The 16079-nt window shown below is 56.4% G+C and carries 15 protein-coding genes; 7 read left to right on the plus strand and 8 right to left on the minus strand.

What is annotated here, in order from left to right:
• Positions 1 to 120 precede the first annotated feature (120 nt).
• The 7 genes from lptM (at position 121) to AC6CDK_RS15555 (ending at position 6169) form a co-directional block, all read left to right on the plus strand.
• Complete coding sequence (gene lptM, locus AC6CDK_RS15525; RefSeq protein ID WP_192905600.1) at positions 121 to 894, plus strand: LPS translocon maturation chaperone LptM; 774 nt, start codon at positions 121 to 123, stop codon at positions 892 to 894.
• 137 nt (positions 895 to 1031) lie between these two features.
• The gene (gene lysA, locus AC6CDK_RS15530; protein ID WP_039647253.1) at positions 1032 to 2285 is read left to right on the plus strand and encodes a diaminopimelate decarboxylase; all 1254 of its coding nucleotides are present in this window, start codon (positions 1032 to 1034) and stop codon (positions 2283 to 2285) included.
• Between the two features lie 33 nt (positions 2286 to 2318).
• Entirely contained in the window at positions 2319 to 3191 is an 873-nt protein-coding gene (dapA, locus tag AC6CDK_RS15535; RefSeq protein ID WP_192905599.1) for a 4-hydroxy-tetrahydrodipicolinate synthase, read from the plus strand.
• A gap of 21 nt (positions 3192 to 3212) precedes the next feature.
• On the plus strand, positions 3213 to 4013 hold the full coding sequence (gene dapB / locus AC6CDK_RS15540; RefSeq protein ID WP_066358169.1) for a 4-hydroxy-tetrahydrodipicolinate reductase: 801 nt from the start codon (positions 3213 to 3215) through the stop codon (positions 4011 to 4013).
• Positions 4014 to 4168: 155 nt separating this feature from the next.
• Complete coding sequence (locus tag AC6CDK_RS15545; protein ID WP_066358168.1) at positions 4169 to 5401, plus strand: LL-diaminopimelate aminotransferase; 1233 nt, start codon at positions 4169 to 4171, stop codon at positions 5399 to 5401.
• Between the two features lie 121 nt (positions 5402 to 5522).
• Entirely contained in the window at positions 5523 to 5810 is a 288-nt protein-coding gene (locus tag AC6CDK_RS15550) for a toxin-antitoxin system TumE family protein (protein ID WP_039647245.1), read from the plus strand.
• Positions 5807 to 6169, plus strand: coding sequence for an HVO_A0114 family putative DNA-binding protein (locus tag AC6CDK_RS15555; RefSeq protein ID WP_010940839.1), 363 nt, complete (start codon positions 5807 to 5809; stop codon positions 6167 to 6169). Before AC6CDK_RS15550 ends, AC6CDK_RS15555 begins: the two co-directional genes overlap by 4 nt.
• A 418-nt stretch (positions 6170 to 6587) precedes the next feature.
• On the opposite strand, the gene AC6CDK_RS15560 is transcribed toward AC6CDK_RS15555, so the two are convergent.
• The 8 genes from AC6CDK_RS15560 to AC6CDK_RS15595 form a co-directional block, all read right to left on the minus strand.
• On the minus strand, positions 6588 to 7070 hold the full coding sequence (locus AC6CDK_RS15560) for a nitrous oxide reductase accessory protein NosL (RefSeq protein ID WP_226048400.1): 483 nt from the start codon (positions 7068 to 7070) through the stop codon (positions 6588 to 6590).
• A gap of 152 nt (positions 7071 to 7222) precedes the next feature.
• Positions 7223 to 9409, minus strand: coding sequence for a PAS domain-containing sensor histidine kinase (locus AC6CDK_RS15565; RefSeq protein WP_192905598.1), 2187 nt, complete (start codon positions 9407 to 9409; stop codon positions 7223 to 7225).
• Between the two features lie 50 nt (positions 9410 to 9459).
• Entirely contained in the window at positions 9460 to 10023 is a 564-nt protein-coding gene (locus AC6CDK_RS15570) for an SCO family protein (RefSeq protein WP_192905597.1), read from the minus strand.
• A 79-nt stretch (positions 10024 to 10102) separates the two neighbouring features.
• Complete coding sequence (locus AC6CDK_RS15575; RefSeq protein WP_496639905.1) at positions 10103 to 10477, minus strand: rhodanese-like domain-containing protein; 375 nt, start codon at positions 10475 to 10477, stop codon at positions 10103 to 10105.
• A 14-nt stretch (positions 10478 to 10491) separates the two neighbouring features.
• Entirely contained in the window at positions 10492 to 10899 is a 408-nt protein-coding gene (locus AC6CDK_RS15580) for a rhodanese-like domain-containing protein (RefSeq protein WP_192905595.1), read from the minus strand.
• Positions 10900 to 11007: 108 nt separating this feature from the next.
• Entirely contained in the window at positions 11008 to 12048 is a 1041-nt protein-coding gene (locus tag AC6CDK_RS15585; protein ID WP_192905594.1) for a peptidylprolyl isomerase, read from the minus strand.
• 69 nt (positions 12049 to 12117) lie between these two features.
• Entirely contained in the window at positions 12118 to 14091 is a 1974-nt protein-coding gene (locus AC6CDK_RS15590; RefSeq protein ID WP_192905593.1) for a cytochrome C, read from the minus strand.
• Between the two features lie 283 nt (positions 14092 to 14374).
• The gene (locus AC6CDK_RS15595; RefSeq protein ID WP_192905592.1) at positions 14375 to 15793 is read right to left on the minus strand and encodes a sigma-54-dependent transcriptional regulator; all 1419 of its coding nucleotides are present in this window, start codon (positions 15791 to 15793) and stop codon (positions 14375 to 14377) included.
• Positions 15794 to 16079 lie beyond the last annotated feature (286 nt).

Here is a 16079-nt window from a genome sequence, read left to right on the forward strand (position 1 = left end):
GGTCAACGCCCGGGCCGCCACCGGCGGCACGGCCCTGGAGCGGGTCAGGGCGGAGATCGAGCGGGCCAAAGTGGGGAGATAGCGTGATTCGCGTCGCGGCACAGGGCCGGGGAGGGGACAGTGAGCGGTAACCATGGAATCGTAGTCAAGCTCGTTGCCGGAATCGCACTTGCGGCCGCCCTGGCCGGCTGCGGCAGGAAGGGACCCCTGGTGCCGCCCGAATCCTTCGTGCCGGCCCCCGTCGCCACCCTGACGGTGGAGCAGAAGGATGACGCGTTCTACGTCTCCTGGCCCGCGCCCGACAGGGATGAAGGGGGCCGCCCCCTCAAGGACCTGGCCGGGTTCAGGGTCTACCGCAGGCCGGTGCTTCCGCCGGGACAGGACTGCGAGGAGTGCCCCACCGCCTACGCGCTGGTCAGGACCGTGGACCTGGAATATCCCCAGGACGTGCGCACCTACGACGGTCGCTACGTGCTGGCCGACCGCGGCCTGACCAACGGGGTCACCTACCAGTACAAGGTAATCTCCTTCAAAAAGGACGGCAGCGAGAGCGGTGCCTCGAACCGGGCCCGGCGCACGATGGTGGCGGCCCCGCCGGCGCCGCGCCTCACCGCTTCGTCGAGCGCAACCGGAGTCGCGCTCCAGTGGGAGCAGTCCCCGCTGGCGACCGGGGAGTCCGTTGGCGCCTACATTTACCGCCGCCGGGGCGACGACCTCGCCAGCCTGGTCCTCCTGACGCCGGCGCCGGTGACCGGCACGAGCTACGAGGACCAGCGCCTGGAGCGTGGCGTCACCTATGTCTATCTGGTGCGCCAGGTCGCTGCCGTGGACGGCCAGCTGGTGGAAGGGGCCGCATCCAACACGGTCCGGGGCGCCCTGGCCGAGCCGGAGTAGGGGGCAGGCACTGCGCGCGGCGGCCGGAACCGGGCGATAAGCCGCTAATCTTTTGACTTTTTCGGTCTTGCATGTTAAAAATGTCCACTTTTGTTTACAGCGTGACGATTATTCACTTTTCATAAACGGAGGACATCATGAATCACTTTCAGTACAAAGGGAACGAGCTCCACGCCGAGGAGGTTCCGCTCAAGGAGATCGTGGCCCGGGTAGGCAGCCCGGTCTATGTCTATTCCCACGCCACCCTGACCCGGCACTTCACTGCCTTTGACGAGGCCTTTGCCGGCGTCCCCCACACCATCTGCTACTCGGTCAAGGCCAACTCCACCCAGGCAGTGCTCAGGACCTTCATCACCCTGGGCGGCGGCGCCGACATCGTTTCCGGCGGCGAGCTCTACCGCGCCCTCCAGGCCGGCGTGGACCCGAAAAAGGTGGTCTATTCCGGCGTAGGCAAGAAGGACGACGAGATCGAGTACGCCCTGAACACCGGCATCCTCATGTTCAACGTGGAGTCGGAGCAGGAGCTGACCCGCATCTCCGAGATCGCCTCCCGCATGGGCAAGAAGGCGGGCATCGCCATCCGGGTCAACCCCGACGTGGACCCCCAGACCCATCCCTACATCACCACGGGCCTCAAGAACGCCAAGTTCGGCATCACCATTGACCGGGCCATGACCGAATACGCCCGCGCCAAGACGCTCCCCGGCATCGACGTGATCGGCATCGACATGCACATCGGCTCCCAGCTGACCAAGGTCACTCCCTTCGTGGACTCCATCGAGAAGCTGAAGGCGATGATCGCCAACCTGCGCGGCCAGGGGATCGACCTGCAGTACTTCGACTGCGGCGGCGGCCTGGGGATCCAGTACAGCACCGAAGAGCCGCCGCTCCCCGCCGACTACGGCAAGGAGATCGTCGCGGCCACCAAGGAGCTGGGCATGCACCTGCTCTTCGAGCCGGGCCGCAACATCGTGGGCAACGCCGGCATCCTGGTGGCCACGTGCCTCTTCACCAAAGAGCGTGACGAGAAGAACTTCATCATGATCGACGCCGGCATGAACGACCTGGCCCGTCCGGCCCTCTACGGCTCCTTCCACGGCGTGCAGCCGGTGGTCAAGGACCAGGACGGCATGATCGTGGCCGACATCGTGGGTCCCATCTGCGAGTCGGGCGACTTCCTGGTGAAGGACCGGGAGGTACCCATGTTCCGCCAGGGCGATCTGATGGCCTTCATGTCGGCCGGCGCCTACGGCTTCGCCATGAGCAGCACCTACAACAGCCGTCCCCGGGTGGCCGAGGTGATGGTCAAGGGGAACCAGTTCGAAGTGGTCCGCGAGCGGGAGACGGTGGAAGACCTGATCCGGGGCGAGCGGGTGCCGTCGTTCCTGTAACGAAAGACAACCCCAGAGAGGGAGGATACGGATATGTTCAAGGGAAGCATTGTCGCCATCGTCACCCCGTTCGCCAACGGCGCGGTGGACCAGGAGAAACTGCGGGAACTCGTGGAGTTCCAGATCACCAACGGCACCGACGCCATCGTTCCGTGCGGCACTACCGGCGAATCATCGACGCTGGACTATGACGAGCACATGGACGTGGTGAAGATCGTCATCGAGCAGGTGAACAAGCGGGTCCCGGTCATCGCCGGCACCGGCTCCAATTCCACCGCCGAAGCCATCGAGCTCTCCCGCAAGGCCAAGGATGCCGGGGCCGACGGCGTGCTGCTGGTCACCCCCTACTACAACAAGCCGACCCAGGAGGGGCTCGTCCGCCACTACACCGCCATCGCCGATGCCGTGGCAATCCCCCAGATCCTCTACAACGTGCCGGGCCGCACCGGGGTCAACATGCTCCCCGACACCGTGGCGCGACTGGCGCCCCACAAGAACATCGTCGCCATCAAGGAGGCCACCGGCTCGCTCCAGCAGGCCTCGGAGATCCTGGCACTCTGCGGCGACCAGATCGATGTCCTCTCGGGCGACGACTTCATCACCTTCCCCATGATGGCCTGTGGCGCCAAGGGGGTCATCTCGGTGCTGGCCAACATCATGCCCAAGGCCGTGGCCGACCTGACCGACGCCTTCTTTGCCGGTGACCTGGAGACGGCGCGCCGGCTCCACCTGAACACCCTCAAGATCAGCAACGCCATGTTCATCGAGTCGAACCCGATCCCGGTGAAGACGGCGCTGGGCCTCATGGGCAAGTGCTCCGACGAGGTCCGCCTCCCGCTCTGCCCCATGTCTGAGGGGAACAAGGCGAAGCTGGCTGCCATCATGAAAGAGTACCAGTTGATTTAACGCGCGAACTGCGAGGTTGATATGACCAAGATAGCTGTCTGCGGCGCCGCCGGGCGCATGGGCCAGAGGATCATCGTTGCCGCCAGGGAGGCGGGCTGCACCGTCTCCGGCGCCCTGGAGCGGCCGGGCCACGAGATGGTCGGGCAGGATGCTGGCCTCATCGCCGGCTGCGGCGCCCTGGGCATCGCCATTTCCGACGACCTCAACGCCGTCGTCGAAGGGTGCGACGTCCTCATCGACTTCACCACCCCCAAGGTTTCCCTCAAGAACCTGGAGGTTTGCGCCCTCAAGAAAAAGTCCATCGTCATCGGCTCCACCGGCTTCACCCCCGAGGAGCGCGCCCTGGCCGTGGAACTGGCCCGGGATATCCCGGCGGTGCTGGCCCCCAACATGAGCGTCGGGGTCAACGTCTGCTTCAAGATTCTCAAGGACGTGGCCAAGACCCTGGGCGACGACTTCGACGTGGAGATCGTCGAGCTGCACCACAACAAGAAAAAGGACGCCCCCAGCGGCACCGCCGTCCGCATGGGCGAGGTGGTGGCCGAGGCCCTGGGCCGCGACTACAACAAGGTGGCCACCTACCACCGCGAGGGAATCTGCGGCGAGCGGACCAAGGAAGAGATCGGCATGCAGACCGTGCGCGGCGGCGACATCGTCGGCGAGCACACCGTCTACTTCATCGGCATGGGCGAGCGGATCGAGATCTCCCACCGGGCCATGACCCGCGACATGTTCTCCCGCGGCTCCGTCCGGGCCGCCCAGTGGGTGGTGGGGAAGCAGCCGGGCCTCTACGACATGCAGGACGTCCTGGGCCTTAAATAAACGACAGCGGCAACGCCCGTTCGCTTTACTCACTCAAGGCGCCAAGACGCAAAGAAGATCAGCACCGGCTCGACCCGTCTAGCCCCTTGTTTTCTTTGCGTCTTCGCGTCTTTGCGTTATCTGTTCGAAACGAACTACATCCTGGAGGTTTTCCCGTGGCAAAGATCAACGACAACTACCTGAAACTCAAGGCCGGCTACCTCTTCCCGGAGATCGGTCGCCGCGTGCGGGAGTTTGCCGCCGCCAACCCCGACGCCAAGGTCATCCGCCTCGGCATCGGCGACGTGACCCGCCCCCTGGCCCCGGCCGTGATCAAGGCGTTCCACGAGGCCGTGGACGACCTGGCCACCACCGAGAACTTCGCCGGGTACGGTCCGGAGCAGGGGTATGACTGGCTGATCAACGCCATCATCGAGAAGTCCTACAAGCCCCTGGGCGTGGACCTTAAGACCGAGGAGATGTTCATCTCCGACGGCTCCAAGTGCGACTGCGCCAACATCCTGGACATCTTCGCCCTGGACAACGTGGTCGCCATCGGCGACCCGGTCTACCCGGTCTACAACGACACCAACGTCATGATCGGCCGCACCGGCGAGGCCGACGACAAGGGCTACTACAAGGGCATCGTCTACATGCCCTGCACCGAGGAGAACGGCTTCATCCCGTCCCTTCCCACGGAGAAGGTGGACATCATCTACCTCTGCTTCCCCAACAACCCCACCGGCACCGTGGCCACCAAGGCCGAGCTGAAGAAGTGGGTCGACTACGCCATTGCCAGCGACGCCGTCATCTTCTTCGACGCCGCTTACGAGGCCTTCATCACCGATCCCGCAATCCCCCACTCCATCTACGAGATCGAAGGGGCCAAGAAGTGCGCCATCGAATTCCGCTCCTTCTCCAAGACCGCCGGCTTCACCGGCGTCCGCTGCGGCCTCGTGGTCGTGCCGGAAGAGGTCATGGGGACCACGCCGACGGGCGAGCGGTACAGCTTCAACAAGCTCTGGCTGCGCCGCACCACCACCAAGTTCAACGGCGCCTCCTACCCGGTCCAGAAGGCCGCCGCCGCGGTCTACTCCGACGAGGGGTGGCAGCAGAACAAAGAGATCATCGACTACTACATGGAGAATGCCCGGATCATCCGCGAAGGGCTCGCCGCCGCCGGCCTCACCGTCTACGGCGGGGTCAACGCCCCCTACATCTGGCTTAAGACCCCGGGCGGCATGAGCTCTTGGGACTTCTTCGACAAGCTGCTGAAAGAGTGCAACGTGGTCGGCACCCCCGGCTCCGGCTTCGGCCCCAGCGGCGAAGGGTTCTTCCGGCTGTCGGCCTTCGGGCACCGCGAGAATGTCATTGAGGCGGTGGAGAGGATAAAGAAGAATTTGAAGTAGAATAACGAAGGGCGGCCGATGAGGTCGCCCTTCGTTATTCTACTTCTTGCCGGTGAGATTCCCCTGTTGACGCGGATGTGAATTGTGTTATCTAATAACATATGTTTCGGGAGGTAAGACTGTGGGGGCAACGCTTGTTCTCAGGAACAAGAAAGTCAGAGAAGGGCTCATCATCGAATTGGTGGTCTGGATACTCGATGCCCCCGTAGATGGTTGCAGCCACCGATTTAAGTACCGTCTTTTCTGCGGCGTCCTGGAAACCGGTTCATGTATGGTCAGGTACGACAACGAACGGGGAAAGGGCGACCACCGGCATGTCGTTGATGGCGAACAGCCGTACGTTTTTACCAGTCTGGAGAAGTTGTTCGCTGACTTTGAAGGGGATGTCAGGGAGGTGTTGAAAAAATGAAACGGGACATCAAGATAGGAATCAAGTCCGACGACGAATTCTTTTCCGAGGCACGGGATTTAGCTCGCAGCATCGACAATGGATGGCGGCCGGAGCAGCCGGTGGAACGCCTCTACTTCGAGGATCTCCCCACGCTGCTCAAATACCTCACTCCGAAACGGTTCGAACTGCTCAATACCCTGCACGCCATGGGTCATGTGAGCATCAACGCCTTGGCGAAGAAACTCCACCGGCAGTACCGCAACGTCTTTGACGACGTGAAGACCCTGGAGCGGCTGGGACTGGTGGAGAAGGATGAAGAGAGTCGGTTCTTCGTCCCTTGGGACGAGATTGATGCTACCTTTCGTCTGGCGGCGTAAGGGAGTTAAGTAAACTGTCCCCGAAACTCAGTCTGGGGCGAAATAAAATCATCAGTGACAGGTTTTCATAAGGGGACTCCCGTGCTGACACGCTTAGAGGTAACAGGATTCAAAAATCTGCTGAATTTCGCGGTCGATTTATTCTGTCTCTCACATTTCCCATACTGCTCCATTCCCGCTATCTTCTATTAAATCAAAACTGCAAATTACGACCCCTTGGCCAAAGACAGGGACAGGCAAAACAACACAATTGTTCTTTTCATGCGACAACCTCCATTTCATGGTTTTGAATTTAGCCAGCGGCACCGTTCATCCCTGACCGGCTCACCGTCTATGTGTTGTGGTTGCAATCATTAAAATCAATAATTCCCCTGGCGGATTGAACAGTTGTCACCTGAAGTTGCGCAGCGGACCGGGCTTACTCCAGCGTTTTCAGCACGGCCTGGGTAACGTCAGCAAAACGCAGCACCTGCTTCCCCTTGTGGTCCTTGGCAAATGCCTGGGCATCGGCCTGCTTGCCAAAGGGGACCAGTTCCTTTCCCATGGGGCCGTACACGTTGCTGCCGCTGACAAAATAGGCCTGCCTGGCATTTATCGGCTTGAGGGTGTAATAATCATTAACGGTTATGGCGGAGATGGCATCCTGCTTCCTGGCCGGGGTGTACTTCCGCATGTTGTGATAATAGGTGAAGAAATCCTTGGCGCCGTCAAAAAACAGCGTTGTGGAATCCCTGAAGGTGACCGTGGCTACCCAGTCCGGGTATTTGCTGACAAACATCCCGCATACCGGGCATTTGTCCGTGGCCAGCGGGGCCATGACGGCCGGTGGCGCGCCAATGGCGGCCGAGAAAAGCAGCAAAAGCGAAACCAATATTGGCGCCAGGCGCCTGAACAGTTGCATGCTGAGCCCCCTTTGCGATGATGTTGCAACCTGTGACCAGGCAGGCGCCATAGCTGCCGGGCCCTGCAATCATTCCAGACGGCACCTTATTACTCACGGGTTGTTTGCCTTGCGCCCGGCCTCGATGAGCCCCGCTTTTTGCCGTTATCCAGCTAATCGAGCGGAAGTTTGATGGTAAAACAAGCCCCATTGCCCGGGATTGAGTCAACGGTAAAGACCCCCTTATGACTCTGTGTGATCAAGGTATAGGAAACAAACAATCCCAGCCCCGTTCCGAAACCGACTTCCTTGGTTGTGAAAAATGGCTCGAAAATCCGCTTGCGGGTCTGCTCGTCCATCCCTGGGCCGTTATCCGCCACCTTGACAACAACCATCTGGTCTTCGCGATATGCGCTGAGATTTATTTCCGGATCAGGGGTCCCATAACACGACATGGCCTGGGCCGAGTTCTTCAGGATATTGATCATCACCTGCTCGATCTCGGTCACGTTGACCTTTACCTGCGGCAGGTCAGGCGAGAAGTGCCTGACAAAGTTGATACTGTTAAAATTGTATTTTTTCATAAGGTCGTAATCATTTGCCGCCATCTCCATGGTGCGCTCGATGACAAGCGGCAGATCGGACAGCTTGTGTTCAGAATCGCTCTTGCGGCTGAACTGGAGCATATTGGATACGATCCTGGCCGTCCGCTCCCCGGCGTTGCGGATCGTGACAAGCAGCTTGAAAATCCCGCGCTTATCCAGGTAGCTGCCGACCTGCGGCAGGTTTATGCCAAGCCCGTCCGCAACGGCCTGATTGTCAGGCGAATCAACGGCCAGCCTGCGCTCGATGTTCTGCAGGTTCTGGATGATGATGCCGACCGGATTGTTGATCTCATGGGCCATCCCGGCCGCCAGGCCGCCGATCATGACCATCTTTTCGGTCTGAATCATGAGATCCCAGGCCTGCTTGCGCTCGGTGAAGTCTCTTGTGAACGATATCGACATGGGACCGTCATCGAAGGTCAGCCTTGTGATATCTACGTAACAGGGAAAACGCAGCCCATCCTTGCGCATCCCGATCGTCTCGAATTCAAAGGGAACCTTCCCGCCATCGAGGCATCGGCGCACCAACCCGGTGATCTCGCTGCGGCACTGCGGCGCGATGCGATCGCCGATATAGGTTCCGATCAGTTCCGACGGATCATTGAACCCGAATATTGTCGTATAGGCGCGATTGACATAGGTATAGCGCAGGTCACGGGACATGGAGATGCCTATCGGGGCATCCTCGATCAGGGTCCGAAAGCGCTTTTCACTCTCTTCCAGCGCCTTCAGCGCCTTTTTCTGTTCCGTGACGTCAATGGACATGACCGCTATTTTCACGACCGCACCAGCGTCGTTGAATACCGGGTAATAGGTGTGGTCAAAAATCAAGCCGTTGCGCTCATCCTCAAACCGTGCCGCGCGACAGGTGGCAATGACCTGCGCCGCCATTTGCTTCCGTTTGTGCGAGATCCCGGAAGGGAGGTAAAAATCCCACAGACAGCTTCCCACCAATTTATTGGCGTCTTTGCCGGCACGCTTTGCGGCCGTTGCGTTAATGGCGAGAACAATTCCGTCAGGGTCAATGAGATAGGTGGAGTTATCGATTCCGTCCAGAAGCGCTCGTGCGGTTTTATCACTGGCGCTAAGCGCCTCTTCGGCATGGCGGCGGTTCTCGATCTCGATCAGAATCGTGCGCAGGATCACGACAAAACTCAAAACAATGATGACAATGGCGATAATGCTGACAATGATGACGGCAGTGGCGGATCTGGCCATGGTGTTTTCAAAGACCTCGACCCCCCCCTTGAAATCCTTTTCCGAGCACTGCAGTATCTTTTCAAAACTTTCCCTGGCCTTCATGGCCTTGGGGGTTATATCCCGTTCATACTCCTTGTAAGCCTTGTGCCGGTCTTCAGTGGGATTTTTGCCAAGCTCGGCCAGCACCACCTTAGTTGAATTAAGCCAATCATTGGTGTCGTAATGTGCTTTCGTTATCAACCCCTTGGTTTCGAAGTTGTCAGCGGCCTTATAAAGCAGATCGAAATGATTCGACACCTTGTCAGCGATGTCATTGACAGCTTTTATGTCCCGCTCATAGTCCCCCCCCAGCATGATGTCGCGTGACAGCCGGGAAAGGTAATTCATGTCACGGCTCAACTTGACGACGCTCAACTGGGTGATGATTTGATGGGTGCGAAGGAGATCGACCTCATCTGACAGATTGCGCACACTGAATATGGCGGTCAGCGCCATGACTGAAACAGATGCTGTTACAACCAGCGCCAGAATACCTATTTTGAACCTGATGCTCATGGAAATTCCTGATTTTTCATGCGAGAGGGTATATGAACTTTACAGACGGTCTACTTTAGATATTCGCTGATTACTTCCGTCGCGTCCAAGCGACCGGTGATCTTGATCCAATTACTGTCGGGCGAACTGCGGATCAATGTGAAATAGTTATATGACATCTCTTTTATACTGAAGGCTTTCAGAACCTTGTCTATTTCTTCCCTGCTTCCCGTAAGAAAATCCCAGCCGGGTTTTGCACGATAGGCCTTAAGATACCCTTTCAACACCGGCGGCGTATCATGGTCGGGATCAACTGATATGGATACAAGCTGGACCCTTTGGGTATCCGGGGCAAGCCTGTTCTGAATGCTTGCGTACGTGGCCGACAGGACAGGGCAGGTGGTGGTGCAGGCCGTATAGATAAAATCCAGCATAACCGGCTTTTGGGTTTGCAAAAGGGTTCTCAGGCTCACCTTTACCCCGTTCTGGTTTGTAAGGACAGCATCAGGCACCACGAAACTCTCTATGCTTTTTTTATTCTTCTTGTTGCCGGCTTCTGCCTGGCGCACAAAGCCTCCAGACACGGCAATAGTCAGCAAGAGCGTATAAACAATTATCCGATTGATTTTTTGCATGTAATTTTGTCCTCATCCCCGCCGGAGACTGAAATGCATATGGTCACAACGAAACCTGCGGACCCTGCCGGGGGATTTTCTATTCAACAGGATACCCGGCGCTGAGCCAGCGAAAGATGCCATCCCTCATGACATATACCTGGCGAAATCCGAGTATGATAGCGGTGTTTGCCGCGATGGCGGACCGTCTGGAATCAGGTCCCGCGCAATAAAAGATCAGTATGGCGTTCTTGTCCTTCGGCAGAAACCTCTCAAAATCCTGGGTATCGATATGCACCGCACCAGGGATGCTATGCTCTTCCCATATCTCCTTGACATTGACATCAAAAACCACAACATCCGGCCGGTTTCTGAAACGGAGAACCTCGGCCATGGGAATTGGCTGGAAATAGTCTTCGGCAAAAAGAACTGCGGGCAGAAGCAGAAGCATTGAGAGCAAAATAAGGCATTTCAAAACAGACCTCGCTATCATTGTTGTGTACCCTGCTTTTTGTCGGGGACAGCCGACTCCACCGGATACCCGAGCTTCATCCAGCCGAAGATGCCGTCCCGCATGACATAAACCCGGCGGTATCCGAGCATGACCGATTGGTTTGCTGCAATGCCGCTGGCATCGCACAAAGGACCGGCGCAATAAAATATGAGCAGTGCTTTCTTGTCCACCGGCAGGTAGCGGGCAATATCCGGCCCAGCGATATGCACGGCGCCGGGAATATGATGTTTCTCCCATATCTCCTGAACATTGACATCCAGGACCGTGACACCTGGAGTTTTCATCAGCCGGGCAACCTCGGCCACGGGGATCGGCTGGTAAAAATCAGCGGCAAAGAGAACCGTCGGCAAAAGAAACAGCAATAGTAAAAGTGAGCTTTTCATGGATCATCCTAAAAGAAGTTCCGGCCCCGCTGCATGCTTCCTGCCTCATGTCTTTGCTTCCAGCGCCTTGGGGCCAAAGGTCCGGGTACACCTTGACTGCAAGACAGGTCACTTTACGGCAAGATACTCGATCTTTGCCTTCTGCTTTAATCCGGCAACATAATCATTTATGGCCTGCTGGGCCTTGTTTTGCTTTAGAAACTCCCCGACCCTCTCCTTTGCCTCACCGACAGAAATCACCTCGCTGTTTTTTATTTCAGTAAGTTTCAGTATGTGATAGCCCTCCTGCGTTTCGACTACCGGGCTGATTTCACCGATCCCAAGGGAAGCAGTCCCCTTTTCAAATTCAGGCACCATTTCCTTTTTGGTGAAGACACCGAGATCCCCCCCCTGCTCCTTGCTGGGGCATGATGACTCGCTCTTGGCAAGCGCGGCGAAGTCTTCCCCTGCAAGCAACTTATTGCGCAGGCTTTCAGCCTTTTCCCTGGCCTTCTGTTTTTCCTCCGGTAGCGCCTGGGGGGATACTCCGATCAAAATATGACTTAAGCGCACACCTTCAGGTCTTTTGAACTTATCCTGGTTTTGGTCGTAAAATGCGCGGATTTCAGCGTCTGTAACCACGATCCTGCTAATGACCCGGCTTTCCAGCAAATTGGCCACCACTATTTCAGTGCGCACGATTTCAAGCGCATCCTGCTCGCTTAGATTGTTGGCCTTCAAGGCAGCCACATACTCCTCTACCGCAGGGAACTTTGCCTTCCCCCTGCTGATCCTGTCGTTGATCTGCTTGTCCAGGTCCTTGATTTCAAGTTTGAGGCCGTCCAGGTACAGCAGCCTGGTGGCGACAACCTGTTCCAGGGCCGCCTCATCCGCCTGTTTGCGCACTTCCGCAGCAAGATCGTGAGACACGCGGTTCTGAGCCAGGAATATCCTTACGGCACGGTCCACATCGGCGCGGGTAATGGCTGTATCGTTGACCCTGGCAAGGACGTCGCCCCAGGAGGTCGTTGCAACTTCATCCATCTTGGCCGGAGCAGACTCTGACCCTGCAATTTCAGCCCCTTCCCCGGCGGCAACAACCGCCTGGCCCCCCAGGAGCAGAAGCAACATCAGAATATTAATGGCACATTTCTTCCTGTTCATAGACATTACCATCAATCTCCTTTTGTAAAAAAAGCCGGCCCGGCGCACAACTCGCCGGGCCGGCACGTGGTGTCCCTACCTCTTCGTCACATTAGCACCTGTCAGGGCGGCATTGGCACCATCCACCAATATCTCGGCTTCCTTGACCTTTTTCAGGGTGTATTCAGGGGCGTGAACTCCCCAGGAACCGTCTTTCTCTATAGCGGAAACGATGTCCTTGGCCTGGTTGATCATGACCTGAATCTGGGCTTTATCGGCTTGCGCCTTCCTGGAGGAGGCCAGCAGCGGATCGAGTTTGGTGAAGTTTTCCTGCAGCCCCTTGATCCCTTTTTTCACCGGTTTCTGCCATGCATCCACAACCTCGAAGATCTGTTTCTGATCGGTAAAGTGCAGTTGTTTAGGCAACTGGGACTGAGCGCCGCTGTGGCAGCCACCGTTATTGAGGAGATTGCCGTCACTGAAGCTGGTACGGCCGCACGACCACATCAGGTCGATAGCCGGCTTGCCATCCCTTTTGGTAAGGCGCCAAGGTCCTCTGAAATCGCGGCCCTTGCCTTCAGGCGGGTTGAGTGTTTTTTCATCCGGGGAGACATTGATCTTCCAGATGTGGGCAGCCCGGGTGTTGTCAAAGCCCCCTTTGTCGGGAAACTGGATCGTTGCGAAGTTCTCACAGCTCATCATAACCGGCATGTGGCAGCTGGCGCACTTATGGGTGCTGTGAGCCGAATTGTTCTTAAAGAACTCAGACTGGGCAGAGTGGCAGTCCTGGCACTGTTTCTTGAGTCCTGGCACGGTGTAGCTGTCTCTCCAATCGTTCTCGGTCACCTCATGGGGATCATGACAGGTGCCGCAACGCATACCCTTTTGATAATGCTCGGAGAAATAGGCCTGTGAACCTTCCGTGCCACAGGAGGGGCAGGCGCTCTTGAAGTAGGAGCTGAGCTGGTGTTTCGGATCTTTTTGGGCTTCATCTTCATTATAGGCAAAGCGCTGGTGGCAACGCTCACAGTTAGACGGCATGCCGGCACCTCGGGCGCCTACCAGGTGAGCGCCGGCGCCATGGCATTCCTCGCAGGAAATACCCTTGTTTATCGTGTGCTTGCGCAGCTCCTCCGGCTTGCCAAGGGCGGCAAACAGCTCTTTCTGACTCTTGAAGTCGAATTTGAAGGTGTGGCAGACTTCACAGTAGGAACTGGCCGGCTGGAACAGCATATTCTTCCTGTACTTGGCGCCATATGAGGTCATGCCCCACACGCTGGAGCTGCTGTCGCCAAAATCAGCCAGCTTGGTGGGGAAACCTGGCACAAACTCTGCGATCTTCTTGGCCATCTCCGGGGTTAAAGACTGCCCCCAATGTTTTGAATGCTGGTTGCCGCCGGCTACCATCCTGCCTGTCAGGTCGCGCAGCAGACCATCTTCAACGTGGTATGTCCCGCGCACCAGCCAGGCATCGAGAAAGCCGTACTTGGTGCGGGGGGTGCCGATAATGGCGTAGACCATATCGGGGGTGATACCCTTCGGCAGGATAGCCAGATCCTTGGTGCCGTAAAGGGGTGCATTCAGGTCCTTGTTGGGCAACTCCACCATTTCGTCGGGGAAGCGAACCACAAGTGCATGGCGAGAACGGCTCCACTTTTCGTACTGGGCAGGATGGCATTCGCCGCACTTTTTGGCGCCGACAAATTTGTTGGGCAGGTCCAGGATGGATTCCATGCCAAGCCGGTAGGTCATGGCAGTCTGCATATTGACCTTCTTGGCATAATCCTTGCCACCGCCGAACTCGACAAACTCCTCTTCACGATCGCTGATCTGGTACTTGCCGACTAGACGTCCATCCTTTTCGTACTTAAAAAGCGGGTGGTTTTTCTTCAGAAAATCATAGAACTCTTTTTCCTGCTCCACATACCCTTCCAGGGTGCGCACGTCACCAGCTTCCGCCTTGCCGTGATCCTTGCGCGCCCCTTTCTCGGTGGCATGCAAAGACTGTAACAACAGCAACGGCATGCAAAACACTCCCAAGGCAATGATGCTTTTCACTAAATTCTTCATTTTACCGCTCCTTTCAGGTTTATCGGCCCAGTAACTGCGTTGCAACAAAAACCACCACAAAATTGCATAACAACACAGAACTTTAGGTTCATCCAAGATTTGTGCAAGGAGGGTGCCCAACAATTTGTTGTTATTTATCGGACAGATACATCGACACAAAGACGGGTAGCCCTGGTACATTTAGCACAGGCTAATAAAGCTGGAAGGAGGTGGAGGCTGTATTTATCTGGGGTTGTGGTGGCTGGTACTATCGGCGCAGCAAGTTCAAACGGCGTAAGGGTACTTAAACCATATGACTTCGAGCCTTCCTGCGATTGATCTTTTTATTGAGGGCATTGCGAGAGATGCCCAGCAAAGTGGCGGCAACTCCCTGGTTACCGTTTGCCAGATCCATGGCTTGCCCGATTAACACGGTCTCGGCCTCATCCAGTGTCGGCATACGCTCCACATCTCCGTTATGCAGCATAATGGTACACTTGGCCATGTCATTGATTGCGGTCTTGGTTGAGATCTCGAAGCCAATCGCCTTTCTGAAACTATCGATGGCAAGGACACCATGGGTGTGCCTTGCCACCGCATCAAAGACCATGGCCATCAGCTCGCGCACATTTCCGGGAAAATCGTAGGCAGCAAGATAAGACAGCAACTCCGGGGGATATGTCGGGGGCTTCTTTCCCAGGGTATTGGCGGCTTCATGAATAAAACAATCCAGCAGCAGTGGTATATCCCCTTTGCGGTCTCTGAGAGGCGGGATGGTAATCTGGTGCGTAAAAAGCCGGTAGTAGAGATCAGCCCTAAAGGTGCCCGAATTCACCATCTGCCGGAGATCACGATTGGTCGCAGCAATTATCCTGGCATCCGTTTTCTTGGGAATATCCGCCCCCAATTGATAATACTTCCTTTCCTGCAGCAAGCGAAGCAACTTGACTTGTGAAGTTTCATGGAGATCGCCGATCTCATCCAGAAAGATGGAGCCACCGGCAGCCTGGGCCAGGAGCCCCTCGCGATGATGCTCCGCACTGGAGAAGGCACCTTTCACATGCCCGAACAAGGTATCGGAAAACATCTGGTCATCAAGTCCGGATATATTTACAGCAATAAAATCCCCCTTGCGCTCACTGACTTTATGGACAGCCTCGGCAAGCAACTCCTTTCCTGTGCCTGTTTCACCGGTTATCAAAACCGGCTCCGACGTGATCGCAATGGCTTCAAGGTACTTCATAAGGGCGATCATGTCCTGGTTTTGAGTCTTGATCAAAGAAAATGCTTCCTGATGACGCAGATCTCCGCTCAGCAGTTTGTCTTTGAGGGAATCTATTTCTTTAATCAGTGAATTTTCGCGAAAAGCCTTCATGATGACAAGCTTCAGGTCATCCATATCCAGAATCGGCTTTACGAGATAATCCCGGGCGCCAAGCCGCATTGCGCGGGTCACTTCCTTGACATGGCCTATCCCCGAGATCACGATGATCGGTGTGGCCGGGCTTTTACCAGCCAACTCGGCAATGAACTCAAAACCATCCATAACCGGCATATGCAGGTCGGTAAAAACTATATCCGGACGGTCATGATCGAACAGGTCCAGACCCTCACGGCCATTTGAAGCCTCCAGGACAACAAAACCGGCATCCTGAAGATACAGGGCAATACTCTCCCTAAAATCTAATTCATCGTCAATTATCAGCAGCTTGATTGGTGACATGCAGTATCCTGTTGACTGAACGCGAGACGGCTGGGATCAATAAGACATTTCCGGGGAATTTCTTTGTTACCAGATGTTACGAGCCGGGGCTCTATCAATTATTGTGCCACGACATTGCTAAAATTCAATTTATTATTATAGTCGTGCCTGAAAAAGTCTCAAATCACCCTGAGACAGGTTGATACAGCCGGTTGAATCTCTCAATCAGGGCCGTAATGTCGTCAGTGATGCCTCTGAACCGCTCTTTGAAAAGCCACAAAAGGACAGCTCGGAGGAGCTTCCTGAT

The organism is Geobacter sp. PheSNFMC, from assembly GCF_059620965.1.

Bases quoted from the DNA above. Each gene is read 5' to 3' on its own strand.
- lysA (WP_039647253.1), top strand. From the start codon at position 1,032: ATGAATCACTTTCAGTACAAAGGGAACGAGCTCCACGCCGAGGAGGTT.
- dapA (WP_192905599.1), top strand. From the start codon at position 2,319: ATGTTCAAGGGAAGCATTGTCGCCATCGTCACCCCGTTCGCCAACGGC.
- dapB (WP_066358169.1), top strand. From the start codon at position 3,213: ATGACCAAGATAGCTGTCTGCGGCGCCGCCGGGCGCATGGGCCAGAGG.
- AC6CDK_RS15555 (WP_010940839.1), top strand. From the start codon at position 5,807: ATGAAACGGGACATCAAGATAGGAATCAAGTCCGACGACGAATTCTTT.
- AC6CDK_RS15560 (WP_226048400.1), bottom strand. From the start codon at position 7,070: ATGCAACTGTTCAGGCGCCTGGCGCCAATATTGGTTTCGCTTTTGCTG.
- AC6CDK_RS15565 (WP_192905598.1), bottom strand. From the start codon at position 9,409: ATGAGCATCAGGTTCAAAATAGGTATTCTGGCGCTGGTTGTAACAGCA.
- AC6CDK_RS15570 (WP_192905597.1), bottom strand. From the start codon at position 10,023: ATGCAAAAAATCAATCGGATAATTGTTTATACGCTCTTGCTGACTATT.
- AC6CDK_RS15580 (WP_192905595.1), bottom strand. From the start codon at position 10,899: ATGAAAAGCTCACTTTTACTATTGCTGTTTCTTTTGCCGACGGTTCTC.
- AC6CDK_RS15585 (WP_192905594.1), bottom strand. From the start codon at position 12,048: ATGTCTATGAACAGGAAGAAATGTGCCATTAATATTCTGATGTTGCTT.
- AC6CDK_RS15590 (WP_192905593.1), bottom strand. From the start codon at position 14,091: ATGAAGAATTTAGTGAAAAGCATCATTGCCTTGGGAGTGTTTTGCATG.
- AC6CDK_RS15595 (WP_192905592.1), bottom strand. From the start codon at position 15,793: ATGTCACCAATCAAGCTGCTGATAATTGACGATGAATTAGATTTTAGG.